The organism is Myroides indicus, assembly GCF_004364575.1.
GTDB classification, from domain to species: domain Bacteria; phylum Bacteroidota; class Bacteroidia; order Flavobacteriales; family Flavobacteriaceae; genus Flavobacterium; species Flavobacterium indicum_A.
The window spans coordinates 1-17,488 of sequence record NZ_SOAG01000017.1 but is presented as its reverse complement, the minus strand read 5'-3'; the positions used below and the strand labels follow the sequence as shown (position 1 = coordinate 17,488).

At 34.8% G+C, this 17,488-nt stretch carries 15 protein-coding genes and 1 tRNA gene; 9 read left to right on the top strand and 7 right to left on the bottom strand.

What is annotated here, in order from left to right:
• Positions 1 to 4 precede the first annotated feature (4 nt).
• The 8 genes from C8P70_RS08225 to C8P70_RS08190 all read left to right on the top strand — a co-directional run bounded on the left by C8P70_RS08225 (position 5) and on the right by C8P70_RS08190 (position 8,609).
• Entirely contained in the window at positions 5 to 1,252 is a 1,248-nt protein-coding gene (locus C8P70_RS08225; protein ID WP_133712859.1) for an FtsW/RodA/SpoVE family cell cycle protein, read from the top strand.
• A gap of 17 nt (positions 1,253 to 1,269) precedes the next feature.
• Complete coding sequence (gene murG / locus C8P70_RS08220; protein ID WP_133712858.1) at positions 1,270 to 2,358, top strand: undecaprenyldiphospho-muramoylpentapeptide beta-N-acetylglucosaminyltransferase; 1,089 nt, start codon at positions 1,270 to 1,272, stop codon at positions 2,356 to 2,358.
• A gap of 3 nt (positions 2,359 to 2,361) precedes the next feature.
• On the top strand, positions 2,362 to 3,711 hold the full coding sequence (gene murC / locus C8P70_RS08215) for a UDP-N-acetylmuramate--L-alanine ligase (protein ID WP_133712857.1): 1,350 nt from the start codon (positions 2,362 to 2,364) through the stop codon (positions 3,709 to 3,711).
• Between the two features lie 9 nt (positions 3,712 to 3,720).
• A complete protein-coding gene (locus tag C8P70_RS08210) occupies positions 3,721 to 4,458 on the top strand; it encodes a cell division protein FtsQ/DivIB (RefSeq protein ID WP_133712856.1) in 738 nt (245 codons plus the stop codon).
• A gap of 9 nt (positions 4,459 to 4,467) precedes the next feature.
• The gene (ftsA, locus tag C8P70_RS08205) at positions 4,468 to 5,904 is read left to right on the top strand and encodes a cell division protein FtsA (protein ID WP_133712855.1); all 1,437 of its coding nucleotides are present in this window, start codon (positions 4,468 to 4,470) and stop codon (positions 5,902 to 5,904) included.
• Positions 5,905 to 5,927: 23 nt separating this feature from the next.
• Entirely contained in the window at positions 5,928 to 7,970 is a 2,043-nt protein-coding gene (gene ftsZ / locus C8P70_RS08200; RefSeq protein WP_133712854.1) for a cell division protein FtsZ, read from the top strand.
• A gap of 83 nt (positions 7,971 to 8,053) precedes the next feature.
• The gene (locus tag C8P70_RS08195; RefSeq protein ID WP_133712853.1) at positions 8,054 to 8,506 is read left to right on the top strand and encodes a GatB/YqeY domain-containing protein; all 453 of its coding nucleotides are present in this window, start codon (positions 8,054 to 8,056) and stop codon (positions 8,504 to 8,506) included.
• 29 nt (positions 8,507 to 8,535) lie between these two features.
• Positions 8,536 to 8,609, top strand: a tRNA-Arg gene (locus C8P70_RS08190).
• A gap of 116 nt (positions 8,610 to 8,725) precedes the next feature.
• Here C8P70_RS08190 and hisIE read toward each other — a convergent pair.
• The 7 genes from hisIE to hisG are packed head-to-tail and all read right to left on the bottom strand — an operon-like array spanning position 8,726 to position 15,067.
• Positions 8,726 to 9,331 carry a bifunctional phosphoribosyl-AMP cyclohydrolase/phosphoribosyl-ATP diphosphatase HisIE gene (hisIE, locus tag C8P70_RS08185; protein WP_133712852.1) on the bottom strand — a complete coding sequence of 202 codons (606 nt, stop codon included), beginning with the start codon at positions 9,329 to 9,331 and terminating at the stop codon, positions 8,726 to 8,728.
• A complete protein-coding gene (gene hisF, locus C8P70_RS08180) occupies positions 9,312 to 10,070 on the bottom strand; it encodes an imidazole glycerol phosphate synthase subunit HisF (protein ID WP_133712851.1) in 759 nt (252 codons plus the stop codon). Before hisF ends, hisIE begins: the two co-directional genes overlap by 20 nt.
• The gene (gene hisA, locus C8P70_RS08175; RefSeq protein WP_133712850.1) at positions 10,064 to 10,777 is read right to left on the bottom strand and encodes a 1-(5-phosphoribosyl)-5-[(5-phosphoribosylamino)methylideneamino]imidazole-4-carboxamide isomerase; all 714 of its coding nucleotides are present in this window, start codon (positions 10,775 to 10,777) and stop codon (positions 10,064 to 10,066) included. The genes hisF and hisA overlap by 7 nt, the downstream gene beginning before the upstream one ends.
• A 19-nt stretch (positions 10,778 to 10,796) precedes the next feature.
• A complete protein-coding gene (gene hisB, locus C8P70_RS08170; protein WP_133712849.1) occupies positions 10,797 to 11,888 on the bottom strand; it encodes a bifunctional histidinol-phosphatase/imidazoleglycerol-phosphate dehydratase HisB in 1,092 nt (363 codons plus the stop codon).
• Positions 11,881 to 12,918 carry a histidinol-phosphate transaminase gene (gene hisC / locus C8P70_RS08165; protein ID WP_133712848.1) on the bottom strand — a complete coding sequence of 346 codons (1,038 nt, stop codon included), beginning with the start codon at positions 12,916 to 12,918 and terminating at the stop codon, positions 11,881 to 11,883. The genes hisB and hisC overlap by 8 nt, the downstream gene beginning before the upstream one ends.
• A complete protein-coding gene (gene hisD, locus C8P70_RS08160) occupies positions 12,908 to 14,200 on the bottom strand; it encodes a histidinol dehydrogenase (protein ID WP_133712847.1) in 1,293 nt (430 codons plus the stop codon). Before hisD ends, hisC begins: the two co-directional genes overlap by 11 nt.
• A 9-nt stretch (positions 14,201 to 14,209) precedes the next feature.
• Positions 14,210 to 15,067, bottom strand: coding sequence for an ATP phosphoribosyltransferase (gene hisG, locus C8P70_RS08155; protein ID WP_133712846.1), 858 nt, complete (start codon positions 15,065 to 15,067; stop codon positions 14,210 to 14,212).
• A 436-nt stretch (positions 15,068 to 15,503) separates the two neighbouring features.
• Here hisG and C8P70_RS08150 point away from each other — a divergent pair, with 436 nt between their 5' ends.
• Positions 15,504 to 17,309: a hypothetical protein gene (locus tag C8P70_RS08150; RefSeq protein ID WP_133712845.1), complete on the top strand. Its 1,806-nt coding sequence runs from the start codon at positions 15,504 to 15,506 to the stop codon at positions 17,307 to 17,309.
• Positions 17,310 to 17,488: the final 179 nt, after the last annotated feature.

Sequence of the window (17,488 nt, the reverse complement as noted above, 5' to 3'; positions counted from 1 at the left end):
ATAGATGAAAAAATTGCTAACCCTTTTATACGGAGATAAAACAATTTGGGCCTTAGTTGTTCTACTGGCTCTCTTTTCGTTTTTGCCTGTATATAGTGCTAGTACAAACTTAGTTTATACGGTAGGCACAGGGAAGCATACGAGTTATTATTTGGCAAAACATCTGGTGCATTTAGGTATTGGCTTTTGTATTTTGTGGATAGTTCACAAGTGGGAATACCGATATTTTAGACAAATTGCAATTATAGGAATTCCCGTTATGGCAGTAGTGCTGTTCATTACTCTTTTAAAAGGAAACACAATTGGAGGAGCGAATGCAAGCCGATGGATGAATTTACCTGTCGTTGGACAGTTCCAGCCTTCATCTACAGCTGCTATTTTGCTGTTGATGTACGTAGCTCAATACTTAACAGGAATAAAAGATAAAGCGGTGTCATTTTGGCCTTCTTTTTGGGAGCTTTGGACTCCTGTTTTGGTTATTGTAGGACTTATTTTACCGGCGAACTTTTCAACTGCGGCACTTATCTTTTGTATGGTTTGCGTATTGGTGTTTGTAGGGAAATATCCGTTTAAATATTTGGCGACAATAGTTGCAGCCGGAGTTATGTTTATGGGCGTTTTTGTATTAGCCGCTAAAGCTTTTCCGGGCGTATTCCCTAATCGGGTGGATACGTGGATAAGCCGTATCGACAGATTTGCAGGACCAGATGATGGAACAAAAGATTTATACCAGGTAGAAAATGCTAAAATTGCCATTGCTAAAGGCGGAATTTTTGGAGTAGGTCCTGGTAAAAGCGTTCAGAAAAATTTTCTTCCGCAATCTTCATCAGATTTTATTTATGCCATTATTGTAGAAGAATTGGGAATTGTAGGAGGATTAACTGTGCTCGGTATTTACTTGCTGTTATTTTTCAGATTTCTGATTGCTGCTCACAAAGCTCCTACGCTTTTTGGGAAATTGTTGGTGACAGGGTTGGGGTTTTACCTCATTTTTCAAGCGTTAATCAACATGGGCGTGGCAGTCTCTCTTCTCCCTACTACCGGACAAGCATTGCCTTTAGTTAGTAGTGGAGGAACGGCTATTTGGATGACTTGTTTTGCGATAGGAGTTATTTTAAGTGTGACAAAAAAAGAATCGGAAATTCAGCAAGAAGAATTAGATAAGCAGGAAAGATTAGATAGAGAACAAGAAGAATTAGCTCGATTGTATCTTGAAAGGCAACAAAAGGAAATGGAAAACGAAGTTTTGTAAAGTGTAAGAAGATTAAAATGCATAAAAAACCAAAATTCATAATAAGTGGTGGCGGTACGGGTGGTCATATCTATCCTGCGCTGGCAATTGCCGATGAATTAAAAGTGCGTTTTTCAGAGGCGGAAATTTTGTTTGTAGGAGCAAAAGACAAGATGGAAATGCAAAAAGTTCCTCAAGCAGGTTATGAAATAGAAGGGTTGTGGATTTCAGGAATACAGCGGAAGCTGACTTTAGATAATTTATTATTTCCCTTTAAGTTAGTAAGTAGTTTGTGGAAGTCTAAAAAAATTATTAAGCGATTTCGCCCGGATGTAGTTATAGGTACAGGAGGATTTGCCAGTGGAGCAGTAGTAAAGGCTGCTGCCGATAAAGGAATTCCGACACTTATTCAAGAGCAGAATTCATTTCCGGGGATAACGAATAAGTTATTGGGAAAACAAGCTCGGAAAATATGTGTGGCTTATGAAGGATTGGAGCGTTTTTTTTCGGCGGATAAAATAATGAATACCGGAAACCCGGTACGTCAGGATCTGCTTGATGTTTCATTGAAAAAAAATGAGGCTGAGCAATATTTTGGAAAAGCAGAAAATAAACAGGTTTTACTGATTTTAGGAGGAAGTTTAGGAGCCCGAAAAATAAATCAGCTGATAGAAAGCCAATTGGATAATTTTAAAAATCAAAACATTCAGGTTATCTGGCAATGCGGTAAGTTTTATTACGAAGAGTATAAAAAATACAAATCAGAAAATGTACAGGTAATGCCGTTTATAGATCGGATGGATTACGCTTATGCGTTAGCTGATGTTATTTTGTCAAGAGCAGGTGCGTCTTCTGTTTCGGAATTGGCATTAGTAGGCAAACCGGTTATTTTTATCCCGTCTCCTAATGTAGCAGAAGATCACCAGACTAAAAATGCAGTAAGTATAGTAAATAAAGGAGGAGCGGTGATGATAAAGGAAAGTGAACTGGCAGAGTTTGAAAATATTTTTAACCGCTTGATGACTGATAAAAATCAGCAGGAGAATTTGGGAAGAGCTTTTAAAAAATTAGCAAAACCCAATGCTACAAAAGATATAGTAGATCAGATAGTAGCATTAATGCATTAAATTATGGAATTGAATAAGATAAAGAGCGTGTATTTTATAGGAATCGGAGGCATTGGAATGAGTGCTTTAGCTCGGTATTTTAAATTCATGGGAAAAAATGTTTCCGGGTATGACCGCATGCGGACTCAGCTGACAGATGAATTGCTAGATGCTGGGATCATTATCCATTTTGAAGATGATATTTCTCAGATAGCCCCCGAATACAAAGATGTTAATTCCACTTTAGTTGTAGTGACTCCTGCCGTTCCAAAATCACATTCAGAGTGGAATTATTTTATAAAAAATAATTTTGAGATAAAAAAACGTTCTGAAGTTTTGGGGATTATTACAAAAGATACTTATTGCTTTGCCGTGGCTGGAACACACGGGAAAACGACGACAACCAGTATTTTGGGACATTTGCTTTTTGAAGCGGGTGTTGATGTTACTGCGTTTGTAGGTGGAGTAGTAGAAAATTATCAAACTAATTTAATAGGCAACGGAAAAACCGTAACGGTTGTAGAAGCGGATGAATTTGATCGTTCTTTTTTAAGATTGTATCCGGATACGCTTTGTGTAACATCAACGGAAGCAGATCATTTAGATATTTTCGGGACAGAGGCAGAAATTAAAAAAGCTTTTGGTGAATTTGCCAATAAAGTTCAGGACAAAAATAAAGTGTTTACAGCAGAAGCAGTAGCGTTGAAAGGGGTTAAGGTTGGTTTTAGTAAGGATTGTGTCTATCGTATTGATAATGTAAAAATAGAAGAAGGATGGTATGTATTTGATATTTATACACCAATTGAAATCATACCTGACGTGTATTTAGGCTTGCCCGGACATCACAATTTATCTAACGCTTTAATTGCTTTTGCCATGGCTTATGAGTACGGAGTTGATAAAGATAAATTAAAAGCAGCGTTAAAGAGTTTTAAAGGAGTGCGTAGAAGATTTTCTTATAAGTTGCGGACAGAAAAGCTAATTTATATAGATGATTATGCGCATCATCCAACAGAATTAAAAGCGGTGAGTCAGGCGGTACATGAAATGTATCCGGAAAAAAAGATATTAGCAATCTTTCAGCCTCATTTATATTCGCGTACTCAGGATTTTATGGAAGAATTTGCCGAAGCTTTATCTACGTTTGACAATGTTGTATTGATGGATATTTATCCGGCAAGAGAACTGCCGATAGAAGGAGTTACTTCTGCAAAACTTTTAGAAAAAGTAAAAGCAGATAAAAAAGAGCTACTGAACAAGGAAGATCTTTTAAAAATATTAAAATCGACAGATGCAGAAGTTGTAATGACCATCGGTGCTGGAGATATAGGAGAAATGGTAGGAGAAATTACAAAAGTTTTAGAAGAAAAATAAATCGATATAATGAAAAAATTGCTAAAAAAAATAAACTGGAACAATGTTCGCCTGCTTTTGATAGCAGGACTAGCCTTGTTTTTGTATGCTTTTAGCAATCACAAAAATGAGAAGAGGGCGATTAGTCAAATTGACGTTTTATTCAAAGGAAAAGAAGAACATTTTGTTACTGAAACGGATGTTAAAAACTTAGTTAATAAAAACTTTCTAAACACTCCTTTTATTGGTAAAACAATGTTAGATTTGAATAAGTTGGAGGGAAATGTACTTGAAAATGAGCTGATAAAAAGAGCAGAAGTCTATTTGACGGTCGACGGAAAATTAAAAGTAGATGTATGGCAAAAACAGGCTTTGGGAAGAATCATACAGGAGAACAGTACATTTTATTTAGATGAAGAAGGACAAAAAATACCTGTATCGATTAATTTCTCCGAAAGAGTTCCGGTTATTCAGGGCAAAGTGGATAAATATAATCAGGAACAGTTAAAGCAAATGCTTGAAATTATAAGAGAAGATGAGTTTTTAAAAAAAGACATAACAGGTATCTCCATAGATGAAGGCGGTTCAGTTTTGATAAAAAGTCGCATTAACAATTACGATATTGTATTTGGCAGACTGGAAGAAATCGATAGGAAGCTTAAAAATTATAAAGCGTTTGTAGAATATACAATGCATGATCAAATAGACGTAAATAGTTATAAAACAATAAATCTGAAGTTTACCCAGCAAGTGGTATGCACCAAATAGAAGATGAGTATGGAACAAGAAAACATAGCTGTTGGATTAGATATCGGAACGACTAAAATTGTTGCGATGATTGGAAAGAAAAACGAGTATGGCAAACTCGAAATTTTAGGTTTGGGAAAAGCAAAAAGTTTAGGTGTTAAAAGAGGGGTTGTCAATAACATTACGCAAACCATTCAGTCTATTCAGCATGCGGTTGCCGATGCAGAAGCAGAATCGGGTTACAAAATTAAAAATGTAGTTGTGGGTATTGCCGGACAGCACATCAGAAGTATTCAACACAGCGATTATATAAGCCGTGAAAATCCCGATGAAGTAATAGGAGATAAAGATATTGAGCAGTTAATCAGTCAGGTTCAAAAACTGAATATGCTTCCGGGAGAAGAAATTATTCATGTGTTGCCTCAGGAGTTCAAGATTGACGGAGAACCCGGAATAAAAGAACCTATAGGGATGTATGGAAGTCGCTTGGAAGCAGCTTTTCACGTAGTAGTTGGACAGGCTGCACTGATTAAAAATGCGGGAAGATGTATTAAGGATGCAGGTTTAGAACTTTCCGGAATTACTTTAGAACCGCTGGCATCAGCAGAAGCCGTACTAAGTCAGGAAGAGAAAGAAGCAGGTGTTGCATTGATTGATATTGGAGGAGGAACAACTGATCTGGCGATTTTTAAAGATGGAATAATTCGTCATACTGCCGTAGTGCCGTTTGGAGGAAATGTAATTACAGAAGATATAAAAGAGGGATGTTCGATCATAGAACGTCAGGCAGAAATTTTAAAAGTGAAATTCGGATCTGCTTGGCCCGGTGAAAATAAAGATAATGAAATCGTATCTATTCCCGGACTGAGAGGAAAAGAGCCGAAGGAAATTTCCTTAAAAAACCTGTCTAAGATTATCCATGCAAGAGTAGAAGAAATCGTTCAGTTGGTGTTTTCTGAAATCAAGAGCTACGGATATGAAAACCCGCAGAAAAAGCTGATTGCCGGAATTGTTTTAACCGGAGGTGGATCAGAATTGAAGCATATTAAACAATTAGTGGAGTATATAACAGGAATCGACACACGTATCGGTTATCCTAATGAACATCTGGCAGGAGATTCGAATCCCGAAATATCAAGTCCTTTGTTTGCAACTGCGGTTGGATTAGTTATGGAAAGCGAAAAGCACCGGGTAAAAGGCGCAGTTTCCATGAAAAAAATATTCCATGCTGTGAATGAGAAAACTCATTATGAAGAAGAAATAGAAAAAACACATTATAGTGTTTCGCAATCAAAGATTGAAAGAGAGCCTGTTGAAGATAAAGAGGTAGAAAAATATCGCAAAGAAACATCTTCAACACAACCGGAAACAAGTTCAAAAACATCTACAACAGCAGATCGTTTTGAGAGTAGTTTCTTGGGGAATTTTTTTAGAAAGATTAAAGAATTTATTGAAAAGCAAGAGTAGAGTAAGAGTAAAAGCGTAAGTATATGGAGAATACAGATTTTGGAGGAATAAAGTTTGATTTACCTAAAAATCAGTCAAACGTTATCAAAGTAATCGGAGTTGGAGGCGGAGGGAGTAACGCCATCAACCACATGTTTAAGCAAGGAATCAAAGGAGTAGACTTTATTGTTTGTAATACAGATTCACAAGCGTTGGAAAACAGCCCTGTACCCAATAAAATTCAGTTAGGAGTTAATCTGACAGAAGGATTGGGAGCTGGTGCTAATCCGGAAGTAGGACAGCAATCTGCCTTGGAGAGTATTGAAGAAATAGAGAAAATGCTGGATTCAAATACCAAAATGGTATTTATTACAGCAGGTATGGGAGGCGGAACCGGAACGGGAGCGGCTCCTGTAATTGCACAATTGTCAAAAGAAAGGGATATTCTTACTGTAGGTATTGTTACAATTCCTTTTCAGTTTGAAGGTAAAGTTCGTCAGGAACAAGCTTTCAAAGGAGTAGACCGTTTGCGCAAACAAGTGGATTCTTTAATTGTGATCAACAATAATAAATTGCGGGAAGTTTACGGCAATTTAGGTTTTAAAGCCGGTTTCTCCAAAGCCGATGAAGTATTGTCAACTGCTGCGCGTGGTATAGCAGAAGTAATTACGCATCACTATACTCAGAATATCGACTTAAAAGATGCTAAAACTGTTTTGTCTGACAGCGGTACGGCAATTATGGGTTCAGGTACAGCTTCGGGAGAAAGCAGAGCAAAAGATGCAATTGTTGATGCATTGGACTCTCCTTTGTTAAACGACAATAAAATTACAGGAGCTAAGAATGTGCTATTGCTGATTGTTTCCGGAACAAATGAAATTACGATTGACGAAATAGGAGAAATCAATGACCATATTCAAACAGAAGCCGGACATAATGCTAATATTATTATGGGAGTTGGAGAAGATGAAACGTTGGGAGAAGCGGTTTCAGTAACTATTATTGCCACCGGATTTAATTTTGAGCAACAAAAAAGTATTGTTAATTCTGCCGAGCCCAGAGTAATTATCCACGCTTTGGAAGAAGAACAAAAAGTGGTTAGAGACCTGTCTCAGAAAGCTCCCGTACAGCCTTTGGGAGGAGCTAGCCCAGATATGCCGCTTACGGTAAAACCAGCTTCCGATTTAGAAGATTTAAATACAATTAAAGAAGATGAAAAGGGAAAGGAAGAAAACAAGACGATTCATAATTTAAATGATGATTTTTCGGGAAACGGAGGGGGAAATGACGGTGGAGGACAACCTGTGGTAAAAGTAGAATCCAGTGAAGTTTCGGAAACAGAGGTAAAGAAAATTTCCGATTTAGATGTTTTTTTTGAAATTGTAACACCCAAAGAAAATACACCCGAGAATAGTGCAGATACAAAAAGTATTGATACTAAGATAAAGGACATCAGAGATATAAATGTAATTGATCCGGAATTTGTAATTGTTTCTGCTGCAAAAACACAGGCAAGCCACATTCAACAGCCTGTTATCCATCATTATTTTGAAGAAGAAGCCTCGGAATTAAACCCGATAGAGGAATCAGATTATGCAAATGAAGCTGCCAGAGATGCAAAAAGAGAAGAAGTTATTCGCTTTTCTTTAGAAGATTATATGGACAAAGAAAATGAGTTAAAATCAGCTAAGCCAATTGTAAATAAGCATCAGGAAGATATTGCAGAAGAATTTAAATTTTCTGTTCGGCAAGAAGAGAAAGCAATTCAACAGCAAACCCAAACAGTAGAATCACAAAATGATTATGATGAGGTGAACCCTGTAGAAATGAGTATTGAAGAATTTACGCTGAGAAACAGAGCAGAGGAAAGAAGAAGAAAGATGAAAGATTTTAACTATAAATTCAATAATACCGTTAACGATCAATTAGAAGAATTGAGCAAGGAGCCTGCTTACAAACGGATGGGAGTAGAGTTGAATGAGATGGAAGATTCAGGCAATAAGTCCAGATATTCATTAGGATTAGATAGTAATAATGATACTAAATTGCGCTCTAACAATTCTTTTTTGCATGATAATGTAGATTAGTAAAAAATTAAATAGATGAACTGACCCGAAAAGTTTTCAGTATTTTTCGGGTTTTGTTTATATTTGCACCAAATAAAAGTAAAATGAGTTTACAGGCAAAGATTATGGAAGCTATCAAAAGTGCAATGAAAGCAAAAGATACAATTGCTTTGGAAGCACTTAGAGCGGTGAAATCAGAATTGTTATTGATTCAAACTCAGGCTGGTTCTCAGGAAGAACTCAAAGAAGAAGAGGAGGTTAAGGTTTTGCAGAAATTGGTAAAACAGCGTAAAGATAGTGCTGCCATTTTTACAGAACAAGGACGTGCGGATTTAGCAGAACCGGAATTGGCGCAAGCTAAAGTTATCGAAACTTTTTTGCCAGAACAGCTATCAGAAGAAGAAGTAGCTAAAATTGTAAATGAGATTGTTGTATCAAACAGCTTAAGCGGAATGGCAGCTATGGGGCAGACAATGGCTATTGCATCTAAAGAACTGGCGGGGAAAGCTGACGGAAAAACAATTTCTACAATTGTAAAATCAATATTGATCAAATAAAATATAGAATACTTTTAATAAAAGTATTTGCCCGCGTAGTTCAACTGGATAGAATATCAGATTTCGGCTCTGAGGGTTAGGGGTTCGAATCCTCTCGCGGGCACAAATAGCATTATTTAAAATAGTGAATACAATCAGTATTATAAATACTACGTACTTTCTAAAAAAAATAAGCAGTAATTTTAATATGAAATAACTATTTGTTCTCCAATTTAAAAATTACAAACTCTGTGAGTTTCTTTGCTTTAGGGTTTGCTCTATTTCCGTAAGAGAAATTCCCTTGGCTTTCAGTAATATTATAAAGTGGTATAGTAAGTCGGCAGCTTCATTTTTAAATAAATCGAGACGGTTATCTTTGGACTCAATAATTAACTCTATAGCTTCTTCTCCGACTTTCTGAGCAATTTTGTTTATGCCTTTTTCGAATAAATCAAAGGTATAAGAGCTGGAATTTTGGCTGTCTATGCGATTGTCAATAATCCTTTCGAGAGTGTATAGGAAAGAATTAGGTATGAACGTTTTGAAACAAGAGGTTGTGCCGAGGTGACAAGTAGGGCCGTTTGTTTTCGCTAATATCAATAAACAATCAGAATCGCAGTCAGGAGTGATATCTACAACCTTTAAATAGTTTCCTGAAACCTCTCCTTTAGTCCATAAGCATTTTCTTGTTCTGCTATAAAACGTGACCTTTTGTTCTAACATGGTTTTATCAAGTGCTGTTTTATTCATATAGCCTAACATTAGAACTTCTAGGGATTTATAATCTTGAATGATGACAGGAATAAGTCCGTTGTTTTTCTTAAAGTTAATTTGCTCTGTTCGCATTTGTAATATGTTTTAATGTATGTTTTAGTTTTTTAATAGAGACTTGTTGATAGTGAAATATACTTGCGGCTAATGCAGCCGAGGTTCTTGTATTAGCAAAAAGTTCTATAAAGTGAGTAATACTTCCCGCTCCTCCCGAAGCTATAACGGGAATTGAGATCTGTTCGGTAACAGCTATAAACAAGTCTATGGGATAACCTTTGCGTGCACCATCATGATCTATGGAGGTTAACAGGATTTCTCCTGCACCTCTTTGAGCAACTTCTTTAATCCATGTTAGAACTTTAATCTGAGTGCGAACTTTTCCCCCTTGGGTATAGACCCACCAACTGTCATGTTCAAATCGGGTATCGATAGCAACTATAACTTTAGAAGAACCTAAGTTCTGGACTAATTCATTTATGAGAAACGGAGTTTTCACAGCAGCAGAATTGATGCTTATTTTTGAAGCACCAAGATTAATTAATTCTTGGGCTTCTTGGAGACTATTAATACATCCTCCGACTATCAAAGGAAGGTCAACTTCGATACTAATTTCATGTATCAAATTTTTAAAGTTTTGTTTGTTTTTCGGATCTGCCGTGATATTAAGAATAGCTAATTCATCAGCTCCTTCATCCTGATATCGTTTAGCTAAGGCTAAAGGAGTTCCCGCTAAAAGCAGATTTTCGAAGTGAGTTCCTTTGACAACTTTATTGTTTTGGATGTCTAAGCAGGGAATGATTTTTTGGGTTACCATAATTCTTTTAATTCTTTTAAAGTGATGTTGTTTTCGTAAATTGCCTTTCCAATGATTGCACCTTCACAACCCATGTTTCGTAGTCTTTTGAGGTCTTTCACACTTCGAATCCCTCCACTAGCAATTAACTGTATAGTGTTTTGAGCGAGTATTTCTTTGTATAAACTGAATGAAGGTCCTTGTAGCATACCATCTTTAGAAATATCTGTTACTATTGAATATAATAGTCCATGTTTTTGATATTCATTAAGGTATTCTAATACATCTTTATTGGTTTCCGTAAGCCAGCCATGAGTCATAATTCTTCTGTTTTTACAATCTGCACCTAAGATTACTCTATCTCTACCATACTTATCAAGCCATGAGATGAAGCGTTGTGGATCCGTTAGGGCAATACTGCCTACCGTGACTTGTTGAGCACCGGACTCGAAGGCAATAACAAGATCCTCTTCTGTTCTGATGCCACCTCCGAAATCGATAATTAGGTGCGTTTTGTTTTTTATTTCTTCGATAAGATGTGCGATTTGTATTTTGTTTGATTTTGCGCCTAGTAAGTCGACAAGATGTAGATGTGTGATTCCATTGTCTTCAAATCTTTTAGCCATTTCTAAAGGCGTGGAAGTGTAAGTTTTTCGGGTGTCGTAATTTCCTTGATTGAGCCTTACACATTCTCCATTAATAATATCCATTGCTGCTATAATTCTCATGTTAGTATTTAATATAATATTAGATGACACCTTTAGTACTAGGTATGTCGTAAGTGTCTGTTAGTGTTATCGATTTGCGGATTGCTTTTGCAAAGGCTTTAAAAATAGACTCAATTTTATGGTGTTCATTTTCTCCTTGACATTGAATGTTCAGATTGCATTGTGCAGCATCGCTGAAAGATTTAAAAAAATGATAGAACATTTCTGTAGGGACATCTCCTATCTTCTCTCGTTTAAATGCCACGTCCCAGACAATCCAAGGCCGACCCCCAAAATCTATCACTACTTGTGCCAAGCAGTCATCCATAGGGAGTGTATATCCATATCTCTCTATGCCTTTCTTAGACCCTAAAGCTATTTTAAAAGCATTGCCTAAGACTAATGCGGTGTCTTCAATTGTATGATGCTCATCAATGTGTAGATCTCCAATAACATGTATGCTAAGTCCAAGCCTACCGTGCCTATTAAGCTGTTCCAGCATGTGATCAAAAAAGTGTAATCCTGTTTGGATGGCACAAAGTTGATCAGAATCTAAGTTTACTTCTACTTTGATTTCAGTTTCATTTGTTTTTCTTAATGATTTACCAACTCTAGGACGTCTTTTCAAAAAGTTATAAATCTCGTTCCAGTTTGAAGTAACAAGGTCTGCTTCATTGTGAGCGTCTTCTCGAATTAGTATAGAACCTGATCCTAAATTCTTAGCGAGTTGAATATCTGTAACGCGATCACCAATTACAAAAGAGTTTCCAAGGTCATAATTACCATGCATAAATTTTGTGAGCATAGCGACTCCTGGTTTTCTTGTAGGTTTTTGTTCTTCTTGAAATGATTTGTCTATGTAAATTTCATTGAAAATAACACCTTGCGATTTAAGAATATCAAGCATTAGGCTTTGTACCGGCCAGAAAGTTTCTTCAGGAAAAGATTTTGTTCCTAACCCGTCTTGGTTAGTAACAAGAACAAGCTCATAATCTAACTCCTTTGTAATTTTAGACAAGCTTGTAATAACATCCTGTAAAAATTCCAATTTGTCAAAGCTGTCAATTTGAAAATCTGAAGGTTCTTTAATGATAGTACCATCTCTATCTATAAAAAGTACTTTTTTATTCATTGTCTAGTTGTTTTAGAGTTTGTATCAGTGTGTTGTTCTCCTTTTTATTTCCGACGGTAATTCTTAGGGTGTTGGGTATTTGAGAAGATCTGTTTCTAACTACAATTTGTTTTGAAATGAGAGAATCGTAAATGCGTTGTGCATTTTTGAATTCAACCAAGATGAAATTGGTTTGTGTCGGGTAAACTTTTGTTACAATCGACAACTTTTCTGTCTCAGAGACAACTCTTATAGTTTCTTGTTTAATTAGTTTGATATTGGTCTGGAATTCGCATTGGTCTTTTAGAATTTCTGTGGCTTCTCTTTGATTCACTTCGCTAATATTGTAGGGTGATTTTATTTTATTAAAAAAATATAGAATGTCAGGAGACATAAATGCTAAACCTATTCTTAATCCCGCCATCCCCCAAGCTTTTGAGAGCGTTTGGATTATGATGAGATTAGGATATCGTTTTAATTTTGGTAGCCAGGAATATTCTGGACAAAAATCGATGTAGGCTTCATCAATAACTACTATGCTATTAAATGTGTTCAAAATTTTTTCAATAGATGTGGGGGCGATAATTGTTCCTGTAGGATTATTAGGATTACAGATAAAAATGAGTTTTATTTCTTTGTCTTGACATAGGATATCAATGCTTTTATTATCAATTTGAAAATCTTCGTTTAATTTTTGGTATATGATGTCTACGCCGTTAATGGCTGCATAAACACTATACATTCCGTATGTGGGGTTGAATATTAAGACTTTGTCTTGTCTAGGATTGCAGAATATGCGATAGACCATATCAATGGGTTCGTCACTTCCGTTACCTATAAAAATAGATTCAATCCCAATATTTTTAATTTTCGAAATTTTAATCTTTAACTTATTTTGGAATGGATCGGGATAACGATTATACAAGCCATAGGGACTTTCATTAGCGTCCAAAAAGCACGCTTTATTGTATGTGTACTCCTCTCTTGCACTTTGATAAGGAGATAGGTTTAGGATATCTGATCGAACAAGGTTTACTATTTTATTTTTCATTATTAATCGTATTTAGTCGAATGGTAACTGCGTTTTTATGGGCTATTAATTTCTCCGCTTCTGCGAGTATTTCTATAGTAGGACCTAAGTTTTGTATACCTTCTATGGTTATAGTCTGGAAAGTTATTTTTTTCATAAAACTATCTAGTGAAACTCCGCTGTAAGATTTAGCATGAGCATTGGTGGGTAAGGTATGATTCGTTCCACTTGCATAATCTCCTGCACTTTCGCATGCGTATTGCCCAAGAAACACAGATCCTGCATTGGTAATCATGTCCACATATTTCTCGTAAGATTCTAAAGCTATAATTAAGTGTTCTGGAGCGTATTGGTTACTAAAAGCAAAGCACTCTTCTATTGATTTAAAAAGGATAAATAATGTGCTTTCCAATGCTTTTGTAATAATATCGCGTCTAGGGAGTGTAAGTAGTTGCTTGGAAATATTGTGTTTGACACAGTTTATAATATTGATGTTGTCGGTGACAAAAACTACTTGACTGTCTATGCCATGCTCCGCTTGAGATAATAGGTCGGCGGCTATAAATTCTGGATTTGCTTCCTCATCTGCAATTATAAGCACTTCGCTTGCACCCGCCGGCATATCAATTGCTGTACCTTCACTAGAGACAATTTCTTTAGCTTTGGTAACGAATTGATTGCCGGGTCCGAAAATCTTATTGACTTTTTGAATGGTTTTTGTACCATATGCGAGTGAAGCTATAGCTTGAGCTCCTCCAACTTTATAAATTTCATCAATACCCAATAGTGACGCAACGTAAAGAATGGCAGGGTCAATATCTCCTTTTTTATTTGGAGGCGTACATATTGCAATGCTTTTGCAACCTGCAATTTTTGCAGGAATACCTAGCATTAAAAGCGTTGAAAATAAAGGAGCTAATCCTCCTGGAATGTAAAGACCAACACGTTCTATTGGAATACTTTTTCTCCAGCAAAAGACTCCTTTTGTGGTTTCGATTCTTTGTGGTACTTCTCTTTGAGAGAGGTGAAATTTTTCAATATTATTAAAAGCAGTTTGTATAGCTGTTTTGAGTTTCTGACTTATCTTATTTTTTGCAGCTAAAAATTCTTTGCGGCTAACTTGTAGATTGGACAGTTTACATTTATCTAATGTTTCTGTAAGTTCTAATAAGGCAACATCACCTTCATTTAGTACATCTTGGAGAATACTGCTTACAGTTTTATTTACCTCAGATTCGGTTAGGGAGGGTCTTTTACTTAAAACGCTCCATTGTGATACTTCTGGAAATTTTATGGTTTTCATAACATGTATTTAAAAAATCATTTTTTCTATCGGAGCCACGAGAATGCCTTCTGCTCCAGCTTGTTTAAGTTCATCAATAATTTTCCAAAATTGATCTTCTTGAATAACGGAATGCAGACTACTCCAATTTTTATTGGCAAGAGGTAGTAGAGTTGGGCTTTTCATCCCAGGAAGTATTTTAATGATATCTTTAATCTTATCGTTTGGAGCATTAAGTAAAATATACTTGTTTTCTTTTGCTTTTAGAACTGCTTTTATTCTAAATGTGAGTTCATCCAGAGTCTTTTTTTTCTTGATCGAAAGTCTGGGATTAGCTATGAGTACAGCTTGGCTATCTATTATTTTTTCTACTTCTTTTAAACCATTAGCCATTAATGTTGAACCGCTACTGACAATATCACATATAGCGTCAGCCAAACCAATACTAGGGGCTATTTCTACACTGCCTGAAATAAACTCAATAGAAGCTGTAATACCTCGTTTGTATAAAAAGTTTTCTAATATATTTGGATATGAAGTAGCTATCTTTTTGTTTTGAAAAAAGCTTAAGCCTTTATATTCAAAATGTCTGGGGATTGCAAGACTCAATCTACATGAAGCAAAACCTAGATACTCTATAAGATCGACCTCCTGTTTAGCCTCTCTATATACATTCTCTCCAATAATCCCTATATCAGCAAGATTTGCAGCTACATATTTACTTATATCGTCATCACGAAGAAAAAGTAGTTCGATAGGGAAATTGGAGCTTTCAGATTTTAAAATATCTCCTCCATTTGGATATCTGATATTACACTCTTGTAAGAGTAGAAGAGTTTTTTCACTTAAGCGACCCTTCTTTTGAATTGCAATTTTTAACTTACTCATAGTTGCTGTCTTAAAGTTTGAGTAAGTCAAGGATCGAGATATAAAATAATAAGTATTAAGTAAAAATCCCGCTTGAATTACTCAAACGGGATTAGATAATATTACGATTTCATTTTATACCATATCAATATCTGTTCGTTTGAGTACGAATAATATGATAATGATGATGTAAAAAAAGTATAAACATTTTGATTTCTGAAAAATGATACGCCAAAAATAAAACAAGATATTTTAATAAACAAAAAAATAGTATAATATTTTGTTATCAAAAAAAAGTATGCTTTATTTGGTTTTGAATTTTAATGAAAAATAAATGACTGTTAGTTAAAATTTAGAGCTATTTTTAGATTTCTATTCTCTGATATCAAACTATTAAAAAGTAGGTGCTAGTTTATTTTTGTACTCTACTTCCATTAAAATCTAAATTTAATTATTAATGATAAAATATAAAAAAATTATTTATTTGATAGTTCTTATCTCCTTTGCTTATATAGGATTTAAGAGTTTTAGAATAGATAAAGACCTAGATAATAAACAATACGGAAGGTTTAGTGATACGTTTGATTCGCTTATAAAATATGATAAGAGTGCGGCTGAAAAAAAAGTGGATAGCTTCTATAGTTTGGCGCTAACAGAGATAAAAGACACAGAACAGCTGGGGTATGCTTACTATTTTAGATCTATATTAGAGATTGTCCAGGGAAAATATGACAGTTTGGCTTTCTTTCTACTAAAAGGTGAGAATTATGCTGTACAAACAGGAAGTGAAGAACTCCAAGCTAACTACAATAAACTTTGGGGACATTATTATCTTAAAATACTTGATTTTCCAAAAAGTATTGATAATTATTTTAAAGCTTTAACTTATTATGAAGCTAATAATAAGAATATGGCTATGGCAGAGATCTATAGTGGAATCTCGGGTGTATACTTTTATACATCCGAAATGGAACAGGCAGAATTTTACAGTAAGAAATCTCTTGAAATATATGAGAAAATAAATTTTCCTCAAGGTGTGGCTTCTTCTTATAGTGGATTAGCAATGATATATATGTTTAATGATCAATTAAAATTGTCTAAAGAATATTTGAGTAAAAGTACTGAAATCCGTATTCAGTTTAAAGACACGTTAGAAGTTATAGACAACACTTTAAGACTAGCGACAATTGAATTAGTACAAGGGGATTTATATGAGACATTAAAGAATTTAGATTATGCCTATTCTTTGTCAATTAAGAATAACAATACTTCTAAACTTTCAGATATATTATTTTCATATGGACAAGTCGCAGAGTGTACAGGAGATTATGTTGAAGCAGAAGCATATTATAATAAGTCAGACTCTTTGATTAAAAGTAAAAGTATAGGGGTAAGAATAAGACTTGGATGTTTAGACGCTTTAGCAAAAATTGCGGAAAAACAAAAAGATTATGAAAAGAGCAATAGGTATTTAAAAAGCTATTATTCTTTAAAAGATTCGGTTATTGGAGGAGATGTAAAACAAAAAATAGAGACATCACGATGGAATAGCGTATTAGAAAAACAAAATTATCAACAAGAAGCAGAAAGACAAAAGTATAGAAATCAAAGAATTATATTTTTTTTAATAGTAGCTTTATTGACGTGTATAGGACTTTTTATGTGGTTTTTATATAGAAATAAAGATAAGTCTTTTAAAATAAGTCAATTAGAAAAAGAAAAGCTTGAAGAAAAAAGAAAACTCGAACAAGAATATCAAAAATTACAATTGCGGACGTATGAATCGGAGTTAAAAACTGAAAACAAACTTCGCAAGGAAGAGCTTCAACGATACCAATTAGAATCGGAATTAAAAAATAGAGAATTAATAGCCTTAAAACTACAGCTATTATCAAATAATGAATCACTGGGAACACTTCAAAATTTGTTGAAAGATAATGGAATGAGTTTGGAAGGAAAGATATTGGCTATAGAACGTTTTTTAATTGTTAATCTTGATCAAGAAAAGGGATGGGAACAGTTTCAAAATATTTTTCATAAAATTCATCCTACTTTTTTTTCAAATTTGCAAAAACTAGTTCCTGAACTTACTAAAACAGAAGTGCGAATATGTGCCTACATAAAAATAAATATGAATAATAACGAAATAGCATCTCTTTTAGGGATAAGTGTTTCGAGTGTACTGACAAACAGGTACAGAATTCGCAAAAAAATTAATTTGGAGCGTGCGGAGCGTTTAGAAGATTGGATTCAGTCCTTATAATACTAAAAAAATTGGCTAGGAAGTAGTAAAATTAGTTTTTAAGCAGTTTTTTGAGGATTTGTATAAAATGTTAAAAGTTAAATTCAATGTGTTAAATAGTTAATTTGTTGATTATTAGTGTGTTTGTTGATTTGTGCTTTATTTTTTGTCTAGTTTTATTCTATTGTTAAAATTTGGAT

What these genes read in the sequence shown, in the direction of transcription:
- C8P70_RS08225 (WP_133712859.1), top strand. Translation starts at nt 5, where the DNA reads ATGAAAAAATTGCTAACCCTTTTATACGGAGATAAAACAATTTGGGCC.
- murG (WP_133712858.1), top strand. Translation starts at nt 1,270, where the DNA reads ATGCATAAAAAACCAAAATTCATAATAAGTGGTGGCGGTACGGGTGGT.
- murC (WP_133712857.1), top strand. Translation starts at nt 2,362, where the DNA reads ATGGAATTGAATAAGATAAAGAGCGTGTATTTTATAGGAATCGGAGGC.
- C8P70_RS08210 (WP_133712856.1), top strand. Translation starts at nt 3,721, where the DNA reads ATGAAAAAATTGCTAAAAAAAATAAACTGGAACAATGTTCGCCTGCTT.
- ftsA (WP_133712855.1), top strand. Translation starts at nt 4,468, where the DNA reads ATGGAACAAGAAAACATAGCTGTTGGATTAGATATCGGAACGACTAAA.
- ftsZ (WP_133712854.1), top strand. Translation starts at nt 5,928, where the DNA reads ATGGAGAATACAGATTTTGGAGGAATAAAGTTTGATTTACCTAAAAAT.
- C8P70_RS08195 (WP_133712853.1), top strand. Translation starts at nt 8,054, where the DNA reads ATGAGTTTACAGGCAAAGATTATGGAAGCTATCAAAAGTGCAATGAAA.
- hisIE (WP_133712852.1), bottom strand. Translation starts at nt 9,331, where the DNA reads ATGCGAACAGAGCAAATTAACTTTAAGAAAAACAACGGACTTATTCCT.
- hisF (WP_133712851.1), bottom strand. Translation starts at nt 10,070, where the DNA reads ATGGTAACCCAAAAAATCATTCCCTGCTTAGACATCCAAAACAATAAA.
- hisA (WP_133712850.1), bottom strand. Translation starts at nt 10,777, where the DNA reads ATGAGAATTATAGCAGCAATGGATATTATTAATGGAGAATGTGTAAGG.
- hisB (WP_133712849.1), bottom strand. Translation starts at nt 11,888, where the DNA reads ATGAATAAAAAAGTACTTTTTATAGATAGAGATGGTACTATCATTAAA.
- hisC (WP_133712848.1), bottom strand. Translation starts at nt 12,918, where the DNA reads ATGAAAAATAAAATAGTAAACCTTGTTCGATCAGATATCCTAAACCTA.
- hisD (WP_133712847.1), bottom strand. Translation starts at nt 14,200, where the DNA reads ATGAAAACCATAAAATTTCCAGAAGTATCACAATGGAGCGTTTTAAGT.
- hisG (WP_133712846.1), bottom strand. Translation starts at nt 15,067, where the DNA reads ATGAGTAAGTTAAAAATTGCAATTCAAAAGAAGGGTCGCTTAAGTGAA.
- C8P70_RS08150 (WP_133712845.1), top strand. Translation starts at nt 15,504, where the DNA reads ATGATAAAATATAAAAAAATTATTTATTTGATAGTTCTTATCTCCTTT.